The sequence below is a fragment of the Brooklawnia sp. genome (assembly GCF_032229645.1).
Taxonomy (GTDB): Bacteria; Actinomycetota; Actinomycetes; order Propionibacteriales; family Propionibacteriaceae; genus Brooklawnia.
The window spans coordinates 1-24505 of the sequence record NZ_JAVTWX010000115.1 but is presented as its reverse complement, the minus strand read 5'-3'; the positions used below and the strand labels follow the sequence as shown (position 1 = coordinate 24505).

The window sequence follows — 24505 nt, the reverse complement described above, 5'->3', positions numbered from 1 at the left end:
ATGTTCGTCAGGTGGCGGATGACGGCTCACCCCTTCACTGTCGGTCCGTCGACCACAGTGCCCGAGGCCGTAGAACTCATGCAGACGCACAACGTCCGCAAGCTGCCTGTCGTCTTGAACGGACGACTGGTTGGCATCATTTCGCAATCCGACATCGATCGTGCGTCGCCCTCGATGGCCACCTCGTTCAGCGCCGGTGAACTGGTCTATCTCTTCTCGAAACTGAAGGTCTCGAAGATCATGAGCCGTGACCCGATCACCATCGGGCCCGACGCGCTGCTCGAAGAGGCCGCCACTCGGATGCGCGACAACAAGATCGAGATCCTGCCGGTGATCGACGACGGTGAGTTGGTCGGCGTCATCACCGAATCTGATCTGCTCGATGCGTTCATGGAACTCAACGGTGCCCGGATGAACGGCACCCGGCTGGTCATCGAGGCGGACGATCAGCCTGGCGTGATGGCCAGACTCGCGTCCATCACCGGGGCGGTGCGCACCAACATCACCCATATCGCGGTCTACCGCGGGGGGCTGGAGCGCAGCCTCATCGTGCTGGGCGTGAACACCCTCAACACCGACGATCTCGAGCGCCAGATCGCCGATGCCGGGTTCACGCTGAAATATCGGCTGAAGAACGAGTGAGTTCGATCGGCTGAGGAGAACTGTCGTGCAGCTCCCCGTGCGTTCGGTGGTCGGCCTGATTGCCGGTCTGGCATTGCTGGCCGGATGTACGTCGACGGTGGGCTCGCAACGGCATTCCGGAGACACGATTCGTCTCGGCGTCAACGCGGAGTTGACCGGTGACCTGGCGCCCTATGGCGACGCGATGGCCAAGGGAGTCCAGGTCGCGGTCGATCAGACGAATGCGGCCGGCGGCGTACACGGCCACCAGATCGAACTGTTCACGGCGGACAATCGCGGCGATGCCGGCAAGACGGTGGCGATGGCAACCACACTGATGAGCCAGCAGCGTGCATTGGCCGTCATCGGCCCGGTCAGCGACGGACTCTTCGCGCTGACATTGCCGGTCGCCGACCGCCACCAGATCCCGGTGATCTCCGGTTCGGCTTGTGACTCCAACAGACTCAACGACGCGAACGGCACCGTCCATCAGTTCGCCTTCCGCAGCTGTCTGGGACTCGGCCAGCAAGGTGCCGCGATGGCGAGCTTCGCGAAGACGAATCTGTCGGCATCCAGTGCCGCAGTCTTCAGGACCGGGCAGCAGGGCTTCGCCAACGAGTTCGCCGATGCCTTCGTCAGCGGTTTTGCGGCAGCCGGCGGCACTCTCGGCGTCCAGGACAGCTTCGAGTCCGGCGAGACCGACTACACCAGGTTCGTGACCGCACTTCAGGCCGATCCGGCCGATGTGATCTATATCGCGGCACCGCTACCCGAGACCGCGACGATGATCCGGACACTTCGGGGGGCAGGCATCGACCAACCGATCCTGGGCACCGGCGACCTCGGCACACCGCTGGCGAACGAGGTCGCGGGCCCGGACGCCCTCACCAAGGTCTATGTCGTCACGCAGTTCAGCGGCCAGGACACCGGCAACAAGGTCGCCCAGCGCTTCTTGGATGCCTATCGGCAAACCTACGGCGCTGATCCGGACGCGCACGCGGCGATGGCATACGATGCCGCGCTGTTGGCCATCGCCGGCATCGCACAGGCCGACGAGCTGACGGGTATCGACGTGCAGAGCGCAATCGAATCGACTCGCGGTGTTGATGGCGCCGGCGGACGCTTCAGCATCGGCGACGATCATCAGGTCAGCAAGGACGCCCTGGTCGTCGAGCTCGCCGGTGGTGTGCCCGTCTCGCTGGCCCACATCGGCGGCGGGTAGCCCTATCGTCTTCGCGCTGGTCGTGGTCAGCGCCGGCTCGCCGCCTCCAGATCGTGCCAGACCGCGGCACCGAGCACCGGAGATGCCTCGCCCGCTGTGATGGCGGCCAGGGCGGTCAGCATGGCGTCGAGTTCTGCCGGTTCGTCCGGGACGGCGATCCTCAGCCGAACCCGATCGGCCTGGTAGTCGACGGATTCGATCCGCGTACCCTGTGCGCGCATCCTGGTTTCGATACGGGCAGCCTCACCGATGGGCAGGTCGAGTTCGATCAGCCGCATGCGTCGCCTGTCGACGAGCGGGGCGGCATCGAGCACGGCCGCGGCCGCCTCGGAATATGCCTGCACGAGGCCTCCCGCCCCAAGCTTGATGCCGCCGAAGTAGCGCACCACGGCGACGGTCGTGTCCGAGAGTTCGGTCAGGCCTGGTGAGGTCTGGCGCGCGGCGATGGCCTTCAGAATCGGGACGCCTGCGGTCCCGGATGGTTCTGCGTCGTCGCTGGACCGCTGGATGCTGCGGTCGGGTCCCAGGACGAAGGCATGGCAGACGTGCCGGGCCTCGCGGTGTTCGCGGCGTACCAGCGCCAAGAAGTCGCGGGCCTCGTCCTCGCTCGCGGTGCGGGCGGCGTAGCCCAGGAATCGCGACTTCTTGATCTCGATCTGCGATCTCGGACGCGCCCCGGCCCGCAGCACCACGTAGTGGCTGACGGTCACGATGCCTGTGGACGCACGAAGACAGGCCGGCTCACAGTGGAGGAGTGCTGGTCGAAGTGGTAGCCGTCGGCGTCGAAGTCCCGGATCTTGCGGACGCTGCGCACCCGGTTGGTCACCAGCCAGGCCGCCATCGCGCCGCGCGCATGCTTGGCGTAGAACGAGACCATCCGGCGTTTGCCCGACGGCGTGATCTCCTCGAAGCGCGGCGAGATGATCGGTACCGCGAGCACCCCGGGATTGACCGCGGCGAAGTACTCCTGGGAAGCCAGGTTGATCACCGCGTCGGCGCCTGGCGATTCCGCCAGATCGTCTGCCAGCAGCCGGCTGGGCACGTCACCCCAGTAGTCGACCAGATCGCGACCCCGGGCGGTGGCCAACCCAATCCCCATTTCCAGCCGGTAGGGCTGAATCAGATCGAGCGGACGCAGCACCCCGTACAGGCCCGAGAGGATCCTGATCGTCTTCTGAGCCTCGGTGAAGTCGCGTTCGGTGAAGCTGTGGGCCGCGTCCATGCCGCGGTAGACATCGCCGTCGAAGGCCAGCACGGCAGCGCGAGCGTTCTTCGTCGTGAACGGCGTCTCGAAGTCGGCGTAGCGGGCGACGTTGAGCACCGCCAGCTCGTCGGAGATCTTCATCAACCGGGCCAACTCATCGGGGGACTTCGTGCGCAGTACCTCGATGAGCTCGGTCGAGCGGTCCAGCAATCGCGGTTCGGTGTGTTTGCGAGTCGCCGGCCGGGACTCGAAATCCAGGCTCTTAGCAGGGGAGAGGAGCACGAGCATTCCTCTACGCTACTTGAGATTTGCCCGGACGAAGCTGACTGAGTTCACCATAACCGGGAGAAATACGGTGAAAGCGCTTGTCAACCACCAATTTCGCTAGGCTTCAATCAGAACATCGTAGTTCACCAATAGCCAGTCAGACTGGCCTAAACACCGGGGCGGTCGTCATGTACGACAATCTCTTCAGCGCGGCTTCTATCGGCCGGTTGACCATTCCCAATCGCGTTGTGATGACGGCGATGGGCACGAACCTGGCGAAGGCCGGGGGCGGAGTCAGCGACGACCTGATCGCGTTCTACGAGGCAAGGGCCCGCGGCGGAACCGGTTTGATCATCAGCGGCATCACCCGCATCGACGATGGCGCCGGAATCGGCGAGCCCAGCCAGATGTCGGCTATCGGAGCCTCGGATGTCCAAGAACTGCAACGCGTGGTCGATGTCATTCACAAATACGAGACGCGCTTCTTCGTCCAACTGCACCATCCCGGCGGTGCCGCTTCGCCGTTCGTCACCGGTACTCGGCCGGTCGCTCCCTCTGCCGTCCCTGGGGCCGGCGGGGGCGAATCGCCCCGTGAACTCAGCACCGATGAATGCGCCGAGTTGGTGGGCAAGTTCGCTCTCGGTGCCTCCATAGCCCAGCTCGCGGGAGCTGACGGAATCGAATTGCACGGGGCGCACGGCTACCTCATCAACCAATTTCTCTCGCCCGCGATGAACCGGCGCACCGATCGCTACGGTGGCGGCTTCGAGAATCGCATGAGGTTCCTGGTCGAGATCATCGCAGCGATACGTGCGAATTGCGGTACCGGCTTTCCGGTCAGCGTTCGGATCAACGCCGAGGAAGCGCTGAGCGGCGGCATCGACCATCGCGAAGCGCAACGCATCGCCTGCGCCGCCGAGGCGGCGGGCGCGGACGCCATTGACGTGAGCTGTTTCACTGCAGGCTGCATCGAGCCGGGCAGCTATCAGCAGGGCTGGAAACAGTTCATGGCCCGGCTGATCAAAGACGTGGTGTCCGTGCCGGTGATCGCGGTCAGCAATGTGAAGGAACCCCGCATAGCCGAGCAGTTGCTGACCAACGGTTCCTGCGACTTTGTGGGCGTTGCCCGGGCCCAACTGGCAGATCCGCTGTGGTGCCTGAAGTCGCGCGCAGGACGCGAGACCGAGATCTGCCCATGCATCGGCTGTCTGGCCTGTTTCGGGGAGATCGTGAAACCACGGCGAATCAAGTGCGCGGTCAACCCGCAGTGCGGTCGCGAGCGGGAGTTCGGCGTCCTCGATCGCGACGGCGACGGGCGAACGGTGGCGATCATCGGTGGTGGTCCTGCGGGTATTCAGGCCGCCCTCGTGCTGGCCGAACGGAAGTTCACGCCGGTGATCTTCGAGGAACAGCCCGAACTGGGCGGTGCCCTGGTCATCGCCGAGAAGGGTCGCCATAAGGAGTCGATCAGCGCCTACATCCGCTACCTGCGCGAGCAAGTCCGGACGGCGGAGATCACGGTGCATCTCGGGTCGGCGCCGAGTGTTCAGGAGATCGAAGCGCTCGAACCCTGCGGGGTCTTTGTCGCCTGCGGTGCGCAGCCGTGGCGTCCGCCGGTCCCTGGTACCGGCGCCGCACATGTCTGCACCGCCGAGGATGTCTTGATGGGCCGGGCCGATCCAAGCGGTCAGGTTGCGGTCATCGGAACCGGGATGACTGGCCTGGAGGCCGCCGAGATCTTGATCGAACGCGGCTGCCGGATCACGTTGGTGGAGATGCTCCCGCACGTGGGTCCGGGCATGTTGCCGATGGTCGTGGATGATGTCATGGGCCGAGTGTCGGTAGGTCGGCCAACGGTGTTGACCGGGCACCGGCTTGATGCCATCGGCGCGGACAGCGTCCAACTCACCCGGCTCAGCGATGAGACCACCGAGATCGTGCCTGCCGACCATGTCGTATTGGCCGCAGGCGTACGCCCTCGTGCCGATGTGGCCGAACGCTATCGTTCGCTGCCGGGTGTTCGCGTCATCGGCGATGCCGCGCGAAGCGGCCGCATCCTCGAAGCCACCCAGGACGCCTATGCACAGGCATCCGTCTTCGCACCAACAACAAACCAGAGTCCCGGGAGGAGACCAGCATGAAAAACGGCAGCTTCTTCGTTGACGCGCAGGTGTCAGCCAGCTTCATGAAGGACGCCGCGATGAACGCCCAGGAAGGCATCGCGTTGGTCGGCATCACCGACTCGTCGGTGGCTAGGCTGCTGCCACCGCCGCTGACGCTGACCGATCCACAAGCACCGCTCTGCTACGTCTACATCGTCAATATCAAGGAACCCACCTTCGCGCCGTGGTACATGGAGGGTGGCATCGGTCTGATCGCCCGGTACGGCGATATCAGCGGAGTGTATTTCCTCAATCTGCAACTGAGCGGCCCGGGCGCGCTGATGGGAGCATTCTCCGGGCGGGAGACATCAGGACTGCCCAAGAAACTGTGCGAGCGCATCGTTGTAGATCGCCTTGACGACTACGCGCATTGCTTCATCGAACGCAAAGGGATCCGGCTGATCGATGTCGAACTCGAGGTGGGCCATTACAACTCGCCGCAGACGTCGGTGCCGCAGGAGGCCTGTATGAGCGGCGAACGATATGTCGAATCGGGCGGCTGCTTCGTCCACCGCTATTCGATCGGGACGAACCTGGCGTTCGCTGAGCTCGCTGTCTATCAGTACGCGAGCAAGACCGGCTTCGATCATTGGGAACCAGCAGCAGCCACCATCACGATGCAGCCCTCCATCGATGATCCGTGGGCGGAGGTCCCGATCAACGAGATCGTCTCGGCCGGCTGGATGCGAAGTGACAACTGGGTTGAATCGCTCACCAAGATCTACGAATACCCAGCATCAGACATCGATGAGACCATGCGCTATCTCTTCTCCGGACGCTGGGATCGCTCGGTGGCCTGTGCCGAACATCAGCACTTTGAATGACCGACAGATCGGTCGCATCAGAACAGGGGTGAATCGTCATGAATATCGAAAAAGACTACTTCCGCGGCAAGAATGCAGTGGTGACCGGGGCGGCCTCGGGTGTAGGGCTGGCCCTCATCGAGGAATTGCTCGACTTTGGCGCCGACAAGGCCGTGCTGGCCGATTTCAACCGAGAGAGCCTTGAGCGCCACACCGCACGGCTCTCGCAAAGCTATCCCGGCCAGGTGGCAGGCATACTCTGCGATGTCACCCAGCAGAGCCAGGTCACCGAACTGATCGAACAAGCCGCCGAGTTCTCGTCCGGACGCATCGATCTGCTGATCAACAACGCCGGCGCAGGGTTCGGCGGCTGCTTTGTGACGCCATCAACCGAGACCGAGATTGCCAAGATCCTGCCCGTATCGACCGACCAGGACTGGCAGACCGCCTTCGCCCTGAACTTCTATGGCGCGTTGTACGGCTGCCGGGCCGTGATACCGATCATGCAGGCTCAAGGAGGCGGTCAGATCATCAACGTCATCTCCGGTATCGCTTTCACCCCGATGGCCTACCAGACTCGCTATGCCGCCACCAAGGCTGCCCTCAACGGGCTCACCCTGGCACTGCGATATGAGTTCTGGGACGACCAGATCAAGATATCGTCCGCGACGCCGGGCACCACCGCGACAGCTATCTGGGGGGACCTCGGGGTTCCCGACACGGCGCAGACAGCGCTGCAGTCGGCTCAGCGGATACTTGCCGGCGCCGCGAAGAATGACCGCGTCATTCTCGGTGATGACGGCGACGTTTCCGGTGCCGATCAGTGCTTCAGTACCGATCCGCGAATCATGGCGGGTTTGGACGACTACCTCCTCAATGTCGCCCGCCAGCGCCGCGGCGGAAAGATGGCTGTCTGACCGCGGCGCACAGCGGGGTCGGCGAAGGGCGGAAGTCATCAAGGGCGGGCGAGAAGCGGACAGGCCGGGAAGGGGACGCCATGAAGAAGCCAGCATTCAGCCCAGTCAAACAGGGCCAGCTACCGTACCTGCGACGATGGTGGTTGTTCGCGATCACGGTCGTCGTGAACGCCGGGGTGATCTGCATATTCAGCTGGCAGAGGCCTTTCGGTATGCCGGATGTGATCACCGACACCACGATCTGCGGCATCACGACCTCGTTCATCACGGTGCCGATCATCGCGGAATGGATCGTCCGGATGCGCCAGGCCGGCACACTGCCTGGCGAGGTTCCCATCAGCACCGCGATCCAGCGGTTGCCCCGGCAGCGCTGGCTGCTGGCCGCGCTCTCGGCGGTGGTCTTCGGTATCGCCACACCGTTGGTCTTCTGGTTGCTGATGAAGGTCTATCAGATCGATGTATTCACCTTCGTCCAGATGCTCGGCTTGAAGATCATCTACTCGCTGCTCCTGTGTCAGCTGATCAGCCGGTTCGCCGTGTTGCGCTTCATCCAGCCCGACTGCGCCACCCCGGCGGATGCGCCGATTCAACGAGGCAGCGAGAAGGTGGCGAATCCGATGCCCCGGATCAGCTATTTCAGCGATCGACTCAATGACATCAAGGCGCAGGCAGGGTTCGGCCTGCTGATGGGATTGGTCTTCGGCAGCGTGAGCTTCACCCCGGACAGGTTGATGGTGGTCGCGCCGACGCTGCGCTCGGGAATCGCGATCACAGGCTGTATCACGGCGTTGCTGGTCTCCCTCTTCTTCCTGCCACCGCTGCACAAACAGCTGTGGGGCCTGCGGATGCGTGGCGAGATCCCGATCAGCCCGGTACGCAATCCGTGGGTGGCCTGGCTGCCCGAGAACTCGGTCGTCTTCGGTTTGGTGTTGCTGCTGCCGATGGCCGTCGAGATGTCCGTGGTCTTCTGGGTCGTGCTGCGCTTCATGGGCTTCGACGTGCTCAACTACTTCCAGTTCCTGCTGATCATCGTCTTGCACAACACACTGCTGTTCAAGGCGTTGGTACCGCTCATCATTGCGCGGGCCACACAGCCTGCACGAACTGAACGGACTGCTGTGGTGCCGGCCTGAATGTGACGGCTCGCGGCGTTGGAGCCGCTGGATATCGTGGCTGAGAGGTTTGACAGATCTCGTCGATCAGCCCGGGATTCCCGGCGGGCAGTGAGGACATCAGCGATGACTGAAGCTGGAACGACCGATGGGCATCCGGCCGATCAGCACGATCTGATCCGGGTGCGTGGTGCCCGCGAGAACAATCTCAAAGGCGTCGATGTCGACATCCGCAAGCGCCGACTGACCGTCTTCACCGGCCTGTCCGGATCGGGTAAGAGTTCGCTGGTCTTCGACACCATCGCCGCCGAATCGCAGCGGATGATCAACGAAACCTACAGCGCGTTCGTCCAGGGTTTCATGCCCAGCCTCGATCGTCCCGAGGTCGATCAGCTCGATGGTCTCACCACGGCGATCATCGTCGACCAGGAGCGGCTGGGCGCCAACGTGCGCTCCACCCTGGGTACCGCGACGGACGCGAATGCCCTGCTCAGACTCCTGTTCAGTCGTCTCGCCAGACCGCACATCGGGGGACCGCAGGCCTTCTCGTTCAACACTCCGTCGGTTTCCGGATCGGGTGCAGTCACCGTAAGAAAAAATGCCGCGGCCCGGGCAGAGAAACGCACCTATACGCTGATCGGTGGCATGTGCCCGCGCTGTGAAGGCATGGGCACCGTCTCGGATCTCGCGCTGGCCGAGCTCTATGACGATTCGAAGTCGCTGACTGACAATCCGTTCAAGGTTCCCGGCTACAGCATGGACGGCTGGTACGGCCGGATCTTCATCGGATCCGGATACTTCGATCCTGACAAGCCCATTCGCGACTACTCCAAGCGCGAGCTGCACGATCTGCTCTATCACGAGCCGACGCGGATCAAGGTCGAGGGCATCAATGTCACCTATGAGGGCCTGATTCCGAAGATCACGAAATCGATGCTCTCCAAGGATCCCGAATCGATGCAGCCACACATCCGAGCGTTCGTGGAGCGGGCGGTCACCTTCCAGACCTGCCCCGAATGCGACGGCACCAGGCTGGCCGAGCCCGCCCGCAACTCGAAGATCGAGGGTCGCTCCATCGGCGATGTCTGCGCAATGCAGATCACCGACCTGGCCCGGTGGATCGCCCAGGTGGATGAGCCGTCCGCAAGGCCGCTGCTCGATAGCCTGGGTCACCTGCTGGATTCCTTCGTCGAGATCGGTCTGGGCTACCTGAGTCTGGATCGTCCGGCAGGCACATTGTCCGGGGGAGAGGCACAGCGGACGAAGATGGTGCGCCATCTCGGCTCATCGCTGACCGATGTCACCTACGTCTTCGACGAACCGACCGTCGGGCTGCATCCGCACGACATTCAGCGGGCGAACGACTTGCTCTTGCGACTACGGGATAAGGGCAACACCGTGCTGGTGGTGGAGCACAAGCCCGAGGTGATCGCCATCGCGGACGAGATAGTCGATCTCGGCCCGCACGCCGGAGCAGGCGGCGGTGAGATCGTCTTTCAGGGTAGTTTCGACGAACTCCGGGCCAGCGGCACCCTCACCGGACGCCATGTGGATGATCGCGCCAAACTGAAGCCGAAGGTGCGCGAGGCGTCCGGGAGGCTGGAGATCCGCGGCGCGTCCGATCACAACCTGAAGGGCGTCGACGTCGACATCCCGCTGGGCGTGCTGACCGTGGTGACCGGGGTGGCCGGATCGGGCAAGAGCTCATTGATCCACGGCTCGCTCGGTGGCCGCAATGGCGTGATCGAAATCGATCAGGGCGCCATCAAGGGCTCTCGGCGCTCGAATCCGGCCACCTACACCGGTGCGCTCGATTCCATCCGCAAGACCTTCGCGAAGGTGAACGGTGTGAAGCCGGCGCTGTTCAGCGCGAACTCCGAAGGCGCCTGCCCGGCCTGCAACGGGGCGGGCATGGTTTTCACCGATCTGGGTTTCATGGCAACCGTGGCGAGCCGTTGTCAGGAATGCGATGGCAAGCGCTATCAAGCGTCCGTGCTCGAGTACCGGGTGGACGGACGCAATATCGCCGAGGTGCTGGATCTGCCCATGATCGAGGCCTTGGAGTACTTCTCACAGGGAGAGGCAAAGACCCCTGCGGCCAAGAAGATCCTGCAACACCTGGTCGACGTCGGATTGGGCTATCTGACCCTCGGGCAACCCCTCACGACCTTGTCAGGTGGCGAACGGCAGCGTCTGAAACTGGCCAGCCGGATGGGGGAGAGCGGTGGCATCTATGTGCTGGACGAGCCGACCTCCGGTCTTCATCTCGCCGACGTGGAGCAGCTTCTCGGCCTGCTGGACAGGCTGGTGGACTCCGGGAAGTCGGTGATTGTCATCGAACACCATCAGGCGGTGATGGCTCACGCGGATTGGATCATCGATCTGGGGCCGGGCGCGGGAAGTGATGGTGGCCAGGTGGTCTTCACCGGAAGCCCTGCTGCTCTGGTTGCCGATCGCTCGACGCTGACGGGTAAGCACCTGGCCGCATACGTGAGCTGACCTCACTTTTGCGCGATTGACCCGCTTCGCACGCCCCGTGCCGTGTTCACTTTACGCTTGCACCATGAGCGATCTCGCGTTCGGAATCGTAGCCATCGCAGTGGGCGTGCTGTTCTGCTTTCTCGGTGCTGTCGTACTGCGCGCAGCCATCACGATCTGGGGCGCATTCGTGGGCTTCTCGCTGGGAGCCGGAGTTGTGGCCGGCTGGCTGGGCGAGGGCTTCTTGGCTGGCACCGCCGGCTGGGTGGTCGGTGTGATCGTTGCCGTGCTGTTCGCGTGGCTCGCCTACGCCTACTACGCGGTTGCTGTTCTCATCGCCGTGGCGTCGCTGGGTTTTGCCACCGGCGTGGCCGTGATGGCGGCGCTCGGCATCACCTGGAACTGGCTGGTCGTGGCCGTGGCAATGATCATCGCGGTGCTGATCGGAATCGCGGCATTGAGCCTCGACGTGCCGTCGATACTGCTGGTGGTGCTGTCGACGCTGGGTGGCGCATCGGTCGCCGTTTCGGGCGTGATGCTCATCGTGGGAGTTCTGAGTCTCGCCGACTTCACCGATTCTGCAGCCACCTCATACCCGGCCGCAGCCGGTTGGTGGTGGACGGCGCTGTACCTCGTCCTGGTCGTGGGCGGCATCGTGGTGCAAGGCCGTGCCTCGCGCAAATGGCAATCCCAGGCCTGGGACGCTTCGGCGAAGTCGTCGGCAGCTTGAGCCGGGCCGATCCTTGCGCGTCGCGGGCTGATCCCGCGACAGTCCCATGTGACCGATAAGCGACATTATGTCAAAACGGATCCGAATGATCCACGCTACCCGACCCGTCGACCACGCAGCACACGCCGGACGATCATCGCGCTGGCGAGCACGCCCGCACCTGCCAACACCCAGAAACGCTTGCCGAAGGCGGGCCTGGTCGACTCCGGCGCGGCTGCCGACGAGCCCGCCAGGAATACCTTTCCGGCACTGCCGTCGACGGTGATCTGGTCACCGGTGTGGATCATCCTCGTCGCATCGCCGGTACCTAGCACCGCCGGTATCGCGTACTCGCGTGCCACGATCGATCCGTGGCTCAGGACGCCGCCGATGTCGGTCACCACCCCGGAGGCAATCGCGAACAAGGGCGTGTAGGCAGGCGTGGTGATCGACGCCACCAGCACCTCCCCGGCTTGGAACGTCGAGAAGTCCTCGGGACCCGTCACGACCCGGGCGCGTGCGGTCACGAGTCCCCCACTGCCACCCGTGCCGCTGAGCACTGTCACGTCCTCGCCACTGGACTTGGCCGGATACATCCATTCGAAGGCGTCCATCAGCTTGTTTTTCGGCAGGTACTGAGGGGGGCTCACTTGTCGTTGACCACGAGCCCTGGCCTGCCGTCCGGCGATCTGGTCAGGTAGCCCCTCCGGCATTTCGCCGTACCCGTCGAGTGCCGCCGCGCACCGTTGCACCTCGGCCAGGCTCAGCCAGCAGGCATCCATCGCCTCGTCGATGGCACCGGCGGACACCAGCCTGCCCCCAAGCTCCCGCAACAATCGACGAGCCGTCGGCCAGCCCAGCCCCATCGCCGCCAGAGCGTCTTCGCGAAGCGGGCCGAGCCGCTGCGCCCAGCCCAGCAACTGCGAGATCCGGCTGCGCAACGGTCCGTGCAGTCGCCCGAGCAGTGTGGCCGTCACCTCATCGCGTTTCGCGATCAACTCCTGCTGCCGACGGTAGGGGCCTGCGGCATCGTTGGCCAGATAGAAACGCAGACTCTGCTCAATCGGCGACGGGTCGTCCGCGGCCACCGGATTGACGAAGTCTAGGTTGAACAGCACGTGACCGTGGGCGCCGAGATAGTCGCGGAACCGCTGCGTCCACTGGTGCCAGACCTCATCGTCTACGCCGTCCGCTGGCCGGCTCCCCAAGATGTCTACATCGTCACTTGTCAACGCCGCTTTCAGCGCAGCCTGCGGGGCCGCCCACGCAGCCAGATCGAAGAGCGCCTTCTCCGCGCGAATCGGTTCGGAGTCCGATCCCAGCAAGAAGTCCTGGGCGCTCGGCTCCCCCTGCCTCTTCAGCCGGTGGCGCCCATCAGCTCGTCCATCATCCGGTCCAAGCCTGCCGGCACGGCACTGGCCATCAGATCGGCGAACAGCGGCGTCAACGGGTCGGGCAACTGCTCGGTGATGCTCGCCCTGAAGTACAGCCCTCGGGCCGGCATCGGCCAATCCTGCGGTATCGGGCCGGTTCTGGGCGGCAAGGCGGTGATCGGACGAGCCTGCACGATGCTGAACTCGCCGCCGGCGCGCACCCATTCGATGTCCTGGGGCTTGCCGAAATGCCGTTCGATGGCCGACCCCAACTCGGCAAGCCGCAACGCCTCCGCGTCGCTCAACACGGCCGCATGCCGCTCGGCCTGAGTTGTCGATCGGGTGAACGTGCGCGAACCCGACCGGTCCTCCTGCGGATCGATGCGCAAGACCTTGTCGGCGACCTGGTTGCCGATGATGCGTTTCGTGGTGGTGTCGACGGTGATCGTATCGGTGTCGACCAGTCCCGAGACCACGGCCTCGCCCAGCCCCCAGGCCGCGGTGATCACGGTCTCCTCGGTGCGTCCGTTCGCCGGGTTCGCGGTGAACATCACGCCCGCCGCCTCGGCGGGCACCAGCCGCTGGACGACGACCGCCAGCGCCAGGCCATCGTCCGAGACCCCGTGCTCGGCCCGGTAGCGGACCGCCCGATCGGTCCACAGCGACGCCCAGCAGTCCTCGATTGCTCGCAACAGATCGTGCTCGCCGTTCACGTTGAGATAGGTGTCCTGTTGACCGGCGAAGCTCGCCTCGGCCAAGTCCTCGGCTGTTGCCGAGGATCTGACGGCCACCGCACCATCACCGAGCCGCCGGTAGGCCGCGCACACGGCGTCGGCCAGCTCGGCAGTCATTCGGTCATAGCCGGCGGTCGTGACCACAAAGCCGTCCGGCACCGGGAACCCGGCCCTGACGAGTTCTCCCAGATTGGCGCCCTTGCCGCCTGCCACGGGCAGGTCGTCGCGGGTGAGTTCGTTCAGCCAACGAATCTCGTTCACCCGGTCAGCATAGGCTGCTCGGGCCAACGTGAGCCCGCCGGATTCCTGCGGACTGTGCCGCTCTGGTGGTCCATGAGCAAACACCCTCGTCCGACATGTCAAAATATACGGTGGCCTCGCCATGGCGAGTTTCACATAAACCACGTCAAGAAAAGAGGAATCGTCATGCCGCTGAGCGAAGACGACCGCAGATTCTTGGACCTCGCCATCGAGCAGGCCCAGATCGGCTGGGAAGAAGGTGGCGTCCCGATCGGCGCCGCTCTGGTGCACAACGGCACGGTGCTCGCCGTCGGCCGCAACCGCCGCGAACAGCTGGGCAGCGCGATTCGCCACGGCGAGACCGACTGCATCGAAAATGCCGGACGCCTGCCGGCCAGCATCTACCGTGAGTGCACGCTGTACACCACGCTCTCCCCCTGCTATATGTGCGCCGGCACCGCGACACTCTACGAGATCCCCCGCATCGTGATCGGCGAGAACCGCAGCTTCCAGGTCTCCGAGGAATGGCTGAAGTCGAACGGCAAGGAGCTGGTCGTCGTCGACGATCCGACCTGCATCGAGCTGATGACCAAGATGATGACCGAACGCCCCGAGATGTGGGCCGAAGACATCGGCGAGGACGCGTGAGCACCGAACTCACCGCAGCGACGACCGAACCGAAGACCGTCGATCCGGACTATCCGGTAACCCCGGTACCCGAGCACGCCCGCAAGAGCTTCTTCTCGCTCGCCGTGGTGCTGCTGGGCTTCACGATCTTCACTCCGACCATGCTCGCCGGCGCGTCGCTGGGCGAAGCATTCGGCCTGCGCCGGCTACTCCTGGTCATCCTCGGCGGTTCGGTCGTGCTCGGCAGCTATGTCGCGGTTCTCAGCTGGATCGGCGCTCGCACGCGTCTCACCACCGTGGTAATGGCCCGCTATACCTTGGGCACCCGGGGCTCGAAGCTCGCGTCCATTCTGCTCGGCGGTACTCAGATCGGATGGTATGGCGTAGTCATCGGCACGATCGGTAGCCTGACCGCACAAGCCTTCGGCTGGCAGTCGTTCTCCGCCAAAGCCGCGATCATGATCGTGGTCAGCGCTCTGATGTGTATCACGGCCTGCTACGGCTACCGCGGCATGTACTGGGTCTCTCTGGTCTCCACTCCCCTGATCCTGATCCTCGCCGTCTGGGTGACCTACCGATCGCTCGCCGAGGTGGGCGGCTGGGCAGGCCTGGCCGCGATCCAGCCGGACTCCACGATGACCCTGGCTGTCGCGATCACCACGGTGGTCGGCACTTTCGCCTCGGCCGGCACTCAGGCACCCAACTGGACAAGATTCGGACGCACCGGCAAGCAGGCGGTCTTGGCCGCACTCATCGGATTCCTGATCGGCAACGGTCTGATGATCTTCTTCGGAGCCGTGGGTGCCATCACCTTCGGCGAGGGCGACTTCGTGCTGGTGCTCTACGATCTCGGGCTGGTCGGCTGGGGGCTCTTCCTGCTCTTCGGGAACCTTTGGAAATCGAACGCCGACACCGCCTACGCATTCGGCGTGGCCGGGGCCGAGCTCTTCGAGAAGCAGACCAAGATCCCCTTCGTGGTCGGCGGATCCATCATCGGCACCGTGCTCGCTCTGGCAGGCGTGGACGCCCATCTGCCGCAGTATCTCAACCTGCTGGGCACGTTCATCCCGCCGCTGGGCGGGGTCATCATCGGCGACTACATCGCCCGTTGGCGCACCACCCAGATGCCGGTGGGCGAAACTCTGCCGAAGTTCAACACCATCAATCTGGGCAGCTATGCGATCGCGAGCCTGTGCGCCTGGTTCTCGGGCGTCTTCAGCCTCGGCATCCCGCCGGTCATCGGCATCGTGGTGGCCATCGCCCTCTCCTGGCTGGGCTCGCGGCTCCGGCCGCGCCCGAGCGTCGGCAATTGAGCTGGTAGACCGCATTCAGGCAGCAGACTTTTTTGTTACAAAGGAGTGACAAAAACACGGGCCATGGTCTAACATCTGAATAACTGTTCACATGTTGCAATAATGGTGGAATGCAGATGCCCGAGTACGACGAGATCACCCGCGTGGCAGCCCTCTTCAAGTTGCTGGGCGACCCTACCCGCACCAGGCTGCTCTATGCGCTGTTGGACGCGGGCGAACTCTACGTCAGCGACCTCGCCTTGGCCACCGGCACCGGCGAATCCACAGTCTCCCAAGCCTTGCGTCTGCTGCGAGCCTCCGGCGTGGTCACGGGCCGCCGCGATGGCCGCAAGATCTGGTACCGGCTCTCCGACGATCACGTCCGGGAGCTGCTCGGCATCACGCTCGAGCACACCACCCATTACGCCCCCGACGACGAGGAAAGTTCATGAGCGGGCACTCCCATTCGCATTCGCACTCCCATGCAGTCTCCGCCGCGGGCAAGCACCGCTCGCGGTTAATCATCACATTCGCCCTGGTCGCGGGGTTCTTCGTGATCGAACTTCTGGCGGCGCTCGACTCCGGATCGCTGGCGCTGCTCGGTGACGCCGGACACATGGCCGCAGACGTCGTCACCCTGGGCGCGGCGCTATTGGCGGTTCACCTGGCACCCCGCCAGGACAAATTCGGACGCCGGACCTTCGGCAACTACCGTGTCGAGGTCTTCGCGTCCGGCCTTGCCGTGCTGATCATGCTGGCAGTCGCCGTCTTCATCACCATCGAGGCGATCGGACGCTTCGGCCATGCTCCCGAGCCGGCGTCCGGGACGATGTTGGCGGTCGGAATCCTCGGCTTGGTGGTCAACATCATCGGCATCCTGATGCTGCGCGGCGGCTCCGCGGAGAGTCTCAACATCAAGGGCGCCTATCTTGAGGTGCTGGCCGACGCGCTAGGGTCGGTCGGCGTCATCGTCGCTGCCGTTCTCGTCGGCCTCACCGGCAGCTCCTGGTGGGACACCATCATCGCATTGGGAATCGCTGTGTTCATCGCGGTGCGAGCCGCCATGCTGGGCCGTGAGGTGCTGCGCGTCTTGGCGCAGTCCGCTCCCCCGGGCGTTGAGCCCGCCGAAATCCAGGCTGCGCTGGAGAGTCTTCCCGGCATGGCCGAAGTACATGATCTACATGTCTGGCAGCTGACATCGGGAATGGATGTGATCTCGGCACATATCGTGACCACCCGGCCCGACACCATGCTTGCCGCACAGCGCCTGTTGCGCGACGACTTCGGCATCTCGCACATCACGCTGCAGTCGGAGTCGGCAAGCCGCGAAGAATGCGACCACGCGGGTTGGTGATCCGAGCGCAAAACTCACAGCAACTGTCTACCGGGGTCACGGTTCGGGAGACTACGCTCGATAGTCGTAAGGGTTGGCGAAAGGCAGGAATCCATGCGAACCATGCCGAGACTCACCCGGGCATACCGAAATGCTCGATTGCTCGAGATCGACTCGTCGTCCAAGATCGTGATTTTCAGTGACTCGCACCGCGGCGATGGTAGCTTGGCCGACGAGTTCCACAAGGACCGTGACATCTTCGAGGCGGCGTTGCAACACTACCTCGACGAGGAGTTCACCCTCATCGAGGCGGGCGACAACGACGAGTTGTGGGAGTACTCGAAGTTCCACCACATCCTCAAGGCAAATCCCGAGGTCTTCCAGCTGATCCGCCAGTTCCACCTCAAGAAGCGATATATCCGCATCTACGGCAACCATGACATGCAGTTGCGCGACCCCCAGTATGTGCGTGAGCACCTTTACCTGCGTCTCAACCACGTGACCGGGCGTGCCGAGCCTCTTCTCGACGGCACGAAGGTGGAAGAGGCCGTGCTGCTGCGCCATAAGGACACTGGTCAGGAGATCCTCACGGTGCACGGGCATCAGGGCGACTTCCCCAACGACCAGGCATGGCGGGCGTCAATGCTCACCTTCCGCGTCTTCTGGCGGCATCTACACGCACTGGGCATTCATAGCCCGTCCAGTCCGACCCGTAACAGCTACCGGCGCCACAAGGTGGAACGCAACTACGTTCGCTGGATTCTCGAGCACGGAACCGCGCTGATCTGCGGACATACCCACCGCGAGCGCTTCCCGATGGGCGACGATGCCCCCCTACTTCAACACCGGTGCGTGTCTGTTTCCCGACTACATCACCGGACTGGAGATCGAGAACGACACCATCAGCCTGGTCAGCTGGCAGATTATAACGGATCCCAATGGCTACCTGCATGTGGCGCGCAGGACGATGGCCGGGCCACTTGCCCTGGCGGACTTCGATTGGCATCCGCAGCCCGGCAGGCACCGCCGGCCGGGAAAGTCACTGGACCAGTCGCAGCAGATCGCGCAGGCGTCCACGCACCCGAGCCTCGGTTGAGCCGGTCTCATTCCTCGGCGTCGGGATAGCTGTCCAGCACCCGGCGGCGCGTGCGCACGACCATGATCGCGGCGAACACCCAAACGAGCAGCTGGCTCGACATCGCGATGCGAAAATCGTCCGGGCTGGGGTTTGGTCCGCCCAGGAAGCCGAGCAGCACACCGATGGCGGCGACCACGAACAGCCCGGCCGAGAAGCCACCGACGATGGCGACGCCGGTGGCCGTGCCTATCCGGTGGGCCGGCACGTAGCTGCGGTTGATGTCGAAGGCGATATTGGACGCCGGTGGCGTCGCACCCATCATGATCAACAGCAGCACCAGCAACCAGTGAGGGGCGGAGCCTGGCCAGATCAGCACCGCCGCCCAGACCACGGCGGCGATGGCGACGATGATGAGAGCCAACCAGACTCGCCAAGATGCGAATCTCCTGGTCAGCATGCCCACGAACGGTCCGATGACCATGCTGGAAATGACCAGGATGGTGAACAGGATCCCGGCCTGAGCATCGCTTTGGCCCTGCGCCGAAGTGAGATACGGAAAGCCCCACATCATCGTGAACGCGATCGGCGCGGAGGCCCCCAGCATGTGTACGAAGAAGGCCAGCTGAGCGGCCGGCATCGCCATCACCTCGCGCACCCCCGCGAACACTCCGCCACTGCCGCGCGAGGTCACCACAATTCCGGGCGGCGCATCGCGCACGGCGATGACATTGAGCAGCCACGCGAGGAAGCAAACCGCGGCCACCGCCAGGAAGGCCGGGGTCCAGCCTTGATCGGTCAAGATCATCACGAGCGGCACGGCTGACAGCCATTGTCCGGCCTGCCCGGCAACAGCGGTGATCTGGGTGAGAACCGGAACCTTACCGGGCGGAAACCACAGCATGATCAGCCTGATCGACGAGGAGAAGATCAATGCATCGCCGCCACCGATCAGGACGCGGGCGACCAATCCGAGCGGGAACGATGTCGCGAAGGCGAGCCCGACCTGGCCCACGGTCATCACGCCGAGTCCGATCGCAATCGACATGCGGCTGCCCAGCCGGTCGAGCACCGCGCCGGCAGGAATCTGCATCGCCGCGTAGACCCCGGCCTGGACTATCACGAAAACGCTCATCGCTCCGACCGGAGCAGAGAACTGCTCGGCGGCCGGAATGGCGGCAACCCCGAACGAGGTGCGCGAGAACATCGCCGCGATGAACGCGACCGTTCCGGCTATCCAAACGATCCAGGGGCGCCAACCACCTGCGTTGGCCTGAGTCATTGATATCGAGCTTTCTCCTGGATCGGGTGCAGCACACCGAGTCTATGACCCGCTCAGCGCTTCTTGTACAGCGACTTCGATTGGTAGACCGGCTCGCATGTCACCTGGACGCCCAGATTGCGGAAGATCGCTTCGTCCACTGACCCGAGAATCACCGACGAATGCACATCGCAGCCGCGCAGCTGAGCGAGCTCCGCCAGCGCACGACGAGCGTTCTCGTCCGAATTGGCGCTCACGGACAGGGCGATGAGCACCTCATCGGTGTGCAATCGCGGGTTGTGGCTACCCAGATGCGCGGTCTTGAGCGTCTGGATCGGCTCGATTGTCTCAGTCGCGAGCAGCTTGACATCGGGATCGATACCGGCCAGTGCCTTGAGTGAGTCCAGCAGCATTGCCGAGCAGGCCCCGAGCAGCGGCGAGGTCTTGCCAGTGATGATGCGCCCATCGGGTAGTTCGATGGCGGCGGCCGGATTCTTCGTCCGCTTCTCCATGTCGAGCGCGGGATTCACGACCGGACGGTCCTGCTTGGTGAGGTTCAGGCTGCTCATCAGCAGCGCGATGGAATCGGACTGGGTCGGCTCGAGTTCGTCACGGCGTTCGGTCACCAGCGCCTTGTAGTAGCGGCGGATGATCTCCTGTTTGGACGCCTCGCGGCAGGCCTCGTCGTCGCTGATGCACAGCCCGGCCATGTTGACGCCCATATCGGTGGGCGACTTGTACGGGGAGTGTCCGAGGATCTGCTCGAAGAGCCGGTTGAGCACCGGGAAGACCTCGACATCGCGGTTGTAGTTGACCACCTGCTCGCCGTAGGCCGCCAGATGGAAGGGGTCGATCATGTTGACATCGTCCAGGTCGGCGGTGGCGGCCTCATAGGCCATGTTGACCGGATGATCGAGCGGCAGATTCCAGATCGGGAAGGTCTCGAACTTGGCGTATCCCGAGGTGAGGCCGCGCTTGTAGTCGTGATACAGCTGGGACAGGCAGGTCGCCATCTTGCCGCTACCCGGCCCTGGCGCGGTCACCACCACCAGATCGCGGGTGGTCTCGATGCACTCGTTTCGGCCATATCCCTCGTCACTCACGATGAGCGAGACATCGTTCGGATAACCCTTGATCGGATAGTGCTTGTAGACCTTCAGTCCGCCGCGCTCCAGCTTGCGCCTGAAGCGCCTGGCCTGCGGGTTGTTGTCGGTGACGTGCGAGATGACGACCGAACTCACGTACAACCCGTAGGAGCGGAAAGCGTCGATCAGCCGTAGTACGTCGGCTTCGTACGAGATGCCCAGGTCAGCACGCACCTTGTTGCGGGCCAGGTCGAGTGCGCTGACCACCACCACGACCTCGACCTCGTCGGCGAGTTGCTCCAGCATCACGATCTTGTTGTCGGGCGTGAAGCCGGGCAGCACGCGCGAGGCGTGCATATCGTCGAAGAGCTTGCCACCGAATTCGAGGTAGAGCTTGCCGCCGAACTTGTTGCGCCGCGCGATGATGTGTTCAGTCTGAAGAGCGATGTACTTGTCTCGATCGAAACCCACGGCGTGCATTGCCCTCCCTACAGGTGCGCTAACGGCCAGATCATAGCCGGTCGTCACCGACCGCCACTAACCAAGGACGCTCCTAAACGAATGCCCCCAACTGGGAGACGACGATCGAGATCGTCACCAGACTGACCAATGTCGTCGCCGCGACGATCGCCGCAATCGACTCGGCGTCCTTGTCGTACTCGAGCGCCAAGAGGAATACGTTGACCGCGGTCGGCATCGACTGAGCCAGCATGATCGACTGCAGGTCCTGCCCACGCAGGCCGAGCAGCCAACAGACTCCCCAGGCCAGCAGCGGCGCCGCGGCCAGCTTCAGCACTGTCGCGGTGAGCACGGTCTTGCCGAAGCCTATCCGCTTGCCGTAGCCGAGTTGAATGCCCAGGGCGATCAGGATCATCGGAACCGCGGCGCTGCCGACCATGTGCACCGAGGTGTCCAAGCCGGCGGGCAGCTCGACTCCTATTGCCCGGAAGACAGTCGCCACCAGAATGGCCCAGAGCACTGGCAGCTTCACGATATTCGCCACTGTGCCACGCACAGTAGGCGCGACTCCGAAGAGCACCGGACCGACCGTCCAAATCAGCACGATAGAGATCATGAAGATCACGATCGCCCGGTCCAGACCCTCCTGACCGAGGGCCAGCAGCGCGATCGGCAGCCCGAAATTGCCGTTGTTTCCCAACAGCACCGAGGCCACTACCCCGTTACGCGCCGGCTTCGCAAGGATTCGGACGGCTACCGCGGCGACCAGGCCCAGCACCAGGGTGGTGCCCAGGTAACCGAGCGCGAGATGCGCGACGTCTGTGGCGGAGACCGAGGTGTCCATGATTGAGCTGAAGGCAAGCGCCGGCGTCAACGCGTAAAGCTGGATCTTGTTCAAGCTGAGCTGGTCGATGGTGAATCGCCGGGCGAGCAAGAATCCGACTCCGGCGATGACAAAGACCGGCAGCATGACCTCGAAGAGAGCGGTCAGCATGCCTGACACCTTAGGGCAGTTGATCGAACTTGAATGCCGGTGGGACGCCGGTGGGACGCTGCTCCGAACCCGCCGATAGCCTGACCTATCGGACAGTGCCCACCTACAGTGGATGCATGACTGATCTCACTCCGCTCAACGAGGACTTCTCGTCGGCATTGGCCATCGTTGCGCACCCTGACGATCTCGAATACGGCGCGGCTTCGGCGATCGCCCGCTGGACGGCGCAAGGAAAGCAGATCGGCTATCTGCTGGTCACTCGAGGTGAGGCCGGGATCGACGCGATTCCGCCGAAGGCCTGCGCGCCGATCCGGATGCAGGAAGAAGTCGAGGGTGCCGCGCTGGTCGGGGTAAACGATGTCGAATTCCTCGATCATCGTGACGGCATGATCAGCTATGGGCTCGAGCTGCGCCGCGATATCGCGAAGGCCATCCGTGAGGCGCAACCCGATCTGGTGATCACCATCAATCATCACGATCAGTTCGGTCCCGGACGTTATAACCAGGCCGATCACATTGCTGTCGGACGGGCGGTGATCGATGGGACCCGGGACGCTGCCAACCGCTGGGTCTTCCCCGAGTTGCTCTCCGACGGGTTGCAGCCGTGGAAGGCGCAGCGCATCTTGGTCTCCGGCAGCCCGCAGGCCGATGCATTCGTCGATGTCACCGCGAGTTTCGATGCCGGGGTCGCCTCCCTGGCCGCACATCGCTACTATCTTGCGGGTCTCGGCGAACACGCAATGAGCGACCCTCGTATCTTCCTCGAACAAATAGCCAGCTCGGCCGGCGAGCGGGCGGGCGTTCCACTGGCTGTTGGGTTCGAGGTCATCGAACTGTGAGCACAGGCATCGTCCCACCGCCCATTCCGGACGAGCAGAGTCCCGCCTGGCGACCACTCTGACGATGGAACCGATAGCTCGTATTCACAGCGCCTTTCCCGCCAAGTTTGGCATTCCACGCCAGGCCGGACTGGTTCCCGGACTTGCCGCCGACGTTGTCTTTGAGCCACCGTTCCGCAACCCGGACGCCATCCGCGGCATCGATGGGTTCAGCCATCTGTGGCTGATCTGGGAGTTTTCAGCTGCCATTCGCGAGCAATGGAAACCGACCGTTCGCCCGCCGCGTTTGGGTGGCGAGCGGCGTCTCGGTGTCTTCGCCACCCGCTCGCCATTCCGGCCGAATCCGATCGGGCTGTCGTCGGTGCGCCTGCTGGGCGTTCGCTTGGACGCCGCGCTGGGCCCGTTGTTGAGTGTGGGAGGCGCTGACCTGATGGACGGCACCCCGATCTTCGACATCAAGCCCTATATTGCGGCCGACATGCATGCCGATGCGGCGTTCGGCTTCACCACCAGCAATTCTGACTATCGCCTGCGGGTCGAGATCGCGGACGATCTGCTTGGCCAGGTGCCCGAGGATCAGCGAGCGAGCTTGCTCGGGGTACTCGCCGAGGACCCGCGTCCGGCCTATCAGGACGATCCGGACCGCCTCTACGGCATGGGCTTCGCTGGATTGAACGTGAGATTCCGGGTTGCCGATCGCGTGCTGAGGGTCTGCCAGATCGAACGGTTGAGCTAGGGGCCCAAGGACGCTAGCTCAGCTCGCGGCTGCCGCTTGTTGGGACGCGATGATGTCGCGGACCGCCTTCACCGCCCAATCCCGCTTCCAGAGCACACGTTGTGCCCGGTATCGCCGGCGCCAGCCGACCTCGGGGGCCAGTTTCTTGCCGAATCCGACTTCCAGCGCCAGGCCTCCCAGACAGGCTGCGCGAGGCGAAACCCGCTCTGGGTCATGGATCGCGGCGGACGCCAGATCGCGGGCGCTCGTCAGAGGCGGAACATTCATCACCTGGTACCGGGGGCCGAGCGGCCCACCCGGGGTGGTTTGCAGCAGCCACCCGGCACGGAGCAGATCGCCGAGCGATTGATCGAGATAGAACCTGCCGCCCGCCTGAATGATGCGAACGGGGCGACGGTCGGCGTGGGTACTCAGCACCCGCAGCAGCGCGTCGAGCAGGGGATCATCGACCGGACGTGGATCGAAGAGGTGCACCTTCTTGCCGACCAGCGCGATCCGCTCCTGCATCGCGAGTTCGGCCAGCGCAGCACCGACTGCGGCCAGCTCCACGTTGGAGCGGGCACGAACGCGTCCGGAGCGTGGGTCGATCGCCAGCAGCACGATTTGATGCACCAGATTCCCGAAGAACTCCATGGCTCCGAGCCTAGAGGTAGGCAGTCACACGCGTTGAGCACCGGACTTGGCGTCCGCCCCGGGACTAGGCGGTCCACGATGGACCGTTGACCGCTTCATCGCACACCGTATCGAATCTTCTCTTGCATTCGAACTTTCGTTCGACTAGACTTTCGATATGAGAACACCCCCAGATCTGGACGAAGTCTTCCGACTACCAGCCGCCGCGTTGAACACGGCAAGCGTGCAGCCCGTCTTGTCCGGCACCCTCGCCATCGAGCATGAGTCAAACAGCGACATTCTGGACGCGATCGACCACGCGCACCACCAGTTGATCGCAGCCGAAATCG

23 protein-coding genes are annotated in these 24505 nt (G+C 63.8%); 15 read left to right on the top strand and 8 right to left on the bottom strand.

All coding sequences use genetic code 11. From position 1 onward, the window contains the following. On the top strand, positions 1-642 hold the full coding sequence (locus AAFP05_RS08465) for a CBS and ACT domain-containing protein (RefSeq protein ID WP_341729421.1): 642 nt from the start codon (positions 1-3) through the stop codon (positions 640-642). Between the two features lie 25 nt (positions 643-667). Continuing rightward, positions 668-1843, top strand: coding sequence for an ABC transporter substrate-binding protein (locus AAFP05_RS08460; protein ID WP_341729420.1), 1176 nt, complete (start codon positions 668-670; stop codon positions 1841-1843). A 26-nt stretch (positions 1844-1869) separates the two neighbouring features. On the opposite strand, the gene AAFP05_RS08455 is transcribed toward AAFP05_RS08460, so the two are convergent. Together AAFP05_RS08455 and yaaA are read right to left on the bottom strand one after the other, a co-directional pair. Beyond that, positions 1870-2553, bottom strand: a complete 684-nt coding sequence (locus AAFP05_RS08455) for a YigZ family protein (RefSeq protein WP_341729419.1) — start codon at positions 2551-2553, stop codon at positions 1870-1872. Further along, positions 2550-3335 carry a peroxide stress protein YaaA gene (gene yaaA, locus AAFP05_RS08450; protein ID WP_341729418.1) on the bottom strand — a complete coding sequence of 262 codons (786 nt, stop codon included), beginning with the start codon at positions 3333-3335 and terminating at the stop codon, positions 2550-2552. Before yaaA ends, AAFP05_RS08455 begins: the two co-directional genes overlap by 4 nt. A gap of 167 nt (positions 3336-3502) precedes the next feature. Between yaaA and AAFP05_RS08445 the strand changes: the two genes are divergently transcribed. The 6 genes from AAFP05_RS08445 to AAFP05_RS08420 all read left to right on the top strand — a co-directional run bounded on the left by AAFP05_RS08445 (position 3503) and on the right by AAFP05_RS08420 (position 11516). Then, entirely contained in the window at positions 3503-5455 is a 1953-nt protein-coding gene (locus AAFP05_RS08445; protein WP_341729417.1) for an FAD-dependent oxidoreductase, read from the top strand. Next, complete coding sequence (locus tag AAFP05_RS08440) at positions 5452-6300, top strand: acetoacetate decarboxylase family protein (protein ID WP_341729416.1); 849 nt, start codon at positions 5452-5454, stop codon at positions 6298-6300. The genes AAFP05_RS08445 and AAFP05_RS08440 overlap by 4 nt, the downstream gene beginning before the upstream one ends. 38 nt (positions 6301-6338) lie before the next feature. Next, positions 6339-7196 (top strand): SDR family NAD(P)-dependent oxidoreductase, encoded by an 858-nt coding sequence (locus AAFP05_RS08435; protein ID WP_341729415.1) that lies wholly within the window; start codon positions 6339-6341, stop codon positions 7194-7196. Positions 7197-7276: 80 nt separating this feature from the next. Next, entirely contained in the window at positions 7277-8329 is a 1053-nt protein-coding gene (locus AAFP05_RS08430) for a hypothetical protein (protein ID WP_341729414.1), read from the top strand. A gap of 105 nt (positions 8330-8434) precedes the next feature. Next, positions 8435-10807, top strand: coding sequence for an excinuclease ABC subunit UvrA (locus AAFP05_RS08425; RefSeq protein WP_341729413.1), 2373 nt, complete (start codon positions 8435-8437; stop codon positions 10805-10807). Between the two features lie 64 nt (positions 10808-10871). After that, positions 10872-11516, top strand: coding sequence for a DUF4203 domain-containing protein (locus AAFP05_RS08420; RefSeq protein ID WP_341729412.1), 645 nt, complete (start codon positions 10872-10874; stop codon positions 11514-11516). 95 nt (positions 11517-11611) lie between these two features. On the opposite strand, the gene AAFP05_RS08415 is transcribed toward AAFP05_RS08420, so the two are convergent. After that, positions 11612-12820 (bottom strand): PEP-utilizing enzyme, encoded by a 1209-nt coding sequence (locus tag AAFP05_RS08415; RefSeq protein ID WP_341729411.1) that lies wholly within the window; start codon positions 12818-12820, stop codon positions 11612-11614. A 32-nt stretch (positions 12821-12852) separates the two neighbouring features. Next, a complete protein-coding gene (locus AAFP05_RS08410; RefSeq protein WP_341729410.1) occupies positions 12853-13863 on the bottom strand; it encodes a PEP/pyruvate-binding domain-containing protein in 1011 nt (336 codons plus the stop codon). A 165-nt stretch (positions 13864-14028) separates the two neighbouring features. Between AAFP05_RS08410 and AAFP05_RS08405 the strand changes: the two genes are divergently transcribed. The 5 genes from AAFP05_RS08405 (at position 14029) to AAFP05_RS08385 (ending at position 18219) form a co-directional block, all read left to right on the top strand. Then, complete coding sequence (locus AAFP05_RS08405; protein WP_341729409.1) at positions 14029-14490, top strand: nucleoside deaminase; 462 nt, start codon at positions 14029-14031, stop codon at positions 14488-14490. Then, a complete protein-coding gene (gene codB, locus AAFP05_RS08400) occupies positions 14487-15782 on the top strand; it encodes a cytosine permease (RefSeq protein ID WP_341729408.1) in 1296 nt (431 codons plus the stop codon). The genes AAFP05_RS08405 and codB overlap by 4 nt, the downstream gene beginning before the upstream one ends. A gap of 110 nt (positions 15783-15892) precedes the next feature. After that, positions 15893-16213, top strand: coding sequence for a metalloregulator ArsR/SmtB family transcription factor (locus AAFP05_RS08395; protein WP_341729407.1), 321 nt, complete (start codon positions 15893-15895; stop codon positions 16211-16213). Continuing rightward, positions 16210-17115, top strand: coding sequence for a cation diffusion facilitator family transporter (locus AAFP05_RS08390; protein ID WP_341729406.1), 906 nt, complete (start codon positions 16210-16212; stop codon positions 17113-17115). The genes AAFP05_RS08395 and AAFP05_RS08390 overlap by 4 nt, the downstream gene beginning before the upstream one ends. A gap of 93 nt (positions 17116-17208) precedes the next feature. Beyond that, positions 17209-18219, top strand: a complete 1011-nt coding sequence (locus tag AAFP05_RS08385) for a hypothetical protein (RefSeq protein WP_341729405.1) — start codon at positions 17209-17211, stop codon at positions 18217-18219. On the opposite strand, the gene AAFP05_RS08380 is transcribed toward AAFP05_RS08385, so the two are convergent. From AAFP05_RS08380 to AAFP05_RS08370, 3 genes are all read right to left on the bottom strand, one after another. Further along, positions 18198-19451 (bottom strand): MFS transporter, encoded by a 1254-nt coding sequence (locus tag AAFP05_RS08380; protein ID WP_341729404.1) that lies wholly within the window; start codon positions 19449-19451, stop codon positions 18198-18200. The genes AAFP05_RS08385 and AAFP05_RS08380 overlap by 22 nt on opposite strands. Before the next feature lie 53 nt (positions 19452-19504). Further along, positions 19505-20995: a DUF1846 domain-containing protein gene (locus AAFP05_RS08375; protein ID WP_341729403.1), complete on the bottom strand. Its 1491-nt coding sequence runs from the start codon at positions 20993-20995 to the stop codon at positions 19505-19507. Between the two features lie 73 nt (positions 20996-21068). Further along, on the bottom strand, positions 21069-21968 hold the full coding sequence (locus tag AAFP05_RS08370; protein ID WP_341729402.1) for an AEC family transporter: 900 nt from the start codon (positions 21966-21968) through the stop codon (positions 21069-21071). Between the two features lie 116 nt (positions 21969-22084). On the opposite strand from AAFP05_RS08370, the gene AAFP05_RS08365 reads away from it, so the two are divergent. Together AAFP05_RS08365 and tsaA are read left to right on the top strand one after the other, a co-directional pair. After that, a complete protein-coding gene (locus tag AAFP05_RS08365) occupies positions 22085-22807 on the top strand; it encodes a PIG-L deacetylase family protein (RefSeq protein ID WP_341729401.1) in 723 nt (240 codons plus the stop codon). Between the two features lie 64 nt (positions 22808-22871). Beyond that, on the top strand, positions 22872-23543 hold the full coding sequence (gene tsaA / locus AAFP05_RS08360) for a tRNA (N6-threonylcarbamoyladenosine(37)-N6)-methyltransferase TrmO (protein ID WP_341729400.1): 672 nt from the start codon (positions 22872-22874) through the stop codon (positions 23541-23543). Positions 23544-23561: 18 nt separating this feature from the next. Here the strand turns inward: tsaA and AAFP05_RS08355 are convergent, their stop codons facing one another. Next, on the bottom strand, positions 23562-24176 hold the full coding sequence (locus AAFP05_RS08355) for a GPP34 family phosphoprotein (protein ID WP_341729399.1): 615 nt from the start codon (positions 24174-24176) through the stop codon (positions 23562-23564). Between the last annotated feature and the right edge of the window lie 329 nt (positions 24177-24505).

Bases quoted from the DNA above. Each gene is read 5' to 3' on its own strand.
- AAFP05_RS08435 (WP_341729415.1), top strand. From the start codon at position 6,339: ATGAATATCGAAAAAGACTACTTCCGCGGCAAGAATGCAGTGGTGACC.
- AAFP05_RS08375 (WP_341729403.1), bottom strand. From the start codon at position 20,995: ATGCACGCCGTGGGTTTCGATCGAGACAAGTACATCGCTCTTCAGACT.
- AAFP05_RS08395 (WP_341729407.1), top strand. From the start codon at position 15,893: ATGCAGATGCCCGAGTACGACGAGATCACCCGCGTGGCAGCCCTCTTC.
- AAFP05_RS08425 (WP_341729413.1), top strand. From the start codon at position 8,435: ATGACTGAAGCTGGAACGACCGATGGGCATCCGGCCGATCAGCACGAT.
- AAFP05_RS08380 (WP_341729404.1), bottom strand. From the start codon at position 19,451: ATGACTCAGGCCAACGCAGGTGGTTGGCGCCCCTGGATCGTTTGGATA.
- AAFP05_RS08390 (WP_341729406.1), top strand. From the start codon at position 16,210: ATGAGCGGGCACTCCCATTCGCATTCGCACTCCCATGCAGTCTCCGCC.
- AAFP05_RS08365 (WP_341729401.1), top strand. From the start codon at position 22,085: ATGACTGATCTCACTCCGCTCAACGAGGACTTCTCGTCGGCATTGGCC.
- AAFP05_RS08420 (WP_341729412.1), top strand. From the start codon at position 10,872: ATGAGCGATCTCGCGTTCGGAATCGTAGCCATCGCAGTGGGCGTGCTG.
- AAFP05_RS08370 (WP_341729402.1), bottom strand. From the start codon at position 21,968: ATGCTGACCGCTCTCTTCGAGGTCATGCTGCCGGTCTTTGTCATCGCC.
- AAFP05_RS08445 (WP_341729417.1), top strand. From the start codon at position 3,503: ATGTACGACAATCTCTTCAGCGCGGCTTCTATCGGCCGGTTGACCATT.
- tsaA (WP_341729400.1), top strand. From the start codon at position 22,872: ATGGAACCGATAGCTCGTATTCACAGCGCCTTTCCCGCCAAGTTTGGC.
- AAFP05_RS08385 (WP_341729405.1), top strand. From the start codon at position 17,209: ATGCGAACCATGCCGAGACTCACCCGGGCATACCGAAATGCTCGATTG.
- AAFP05_RS08465 (WP_341729421.1), top strand. From the start codon at position 1: ATGTTCGTCAGGTGGCGGATGACGGCTCACCCCTTCACTGTCGGTCCG.
- yaaA (WP_341729418.1), bottom strand. From the start codon at position 3,335: ATGCTCGTGCTCCTCTCCCCTGCTAAGAGCCTGGATTTCGAGTCCCGG.
- AAFP05_RS08430 (WP_341729414.1), top strand. From the start codon at position 7,277: ATGAAGAAGCCAGCATTCAGCCCAGTCAAACAGGGCCAGCTACCGTAC.
- AAFP05_RS08405 (WP_341729409.1), top strand. From the start codon at position 14,029: ATGCCGCTGAGCGAAGACGACCGCAGATTCTTGGACCTCGCCATCGAG.
- AAFP05_RS08355 (WP_341729399.1), bottom strand. From the start codon at position 24,176: ATGGAGTTCTTCGGGAATCTGGTGCATCAAATCGTGCTGCTGGCGATC.
- AAFP05_RS08440 (WP_341729416.1), top strand. From the start codon at position 5,452: ATGAAAAACGGCAGCTTCTTCGTTGACGCGCAGGTGTCAGCCAGCTTC.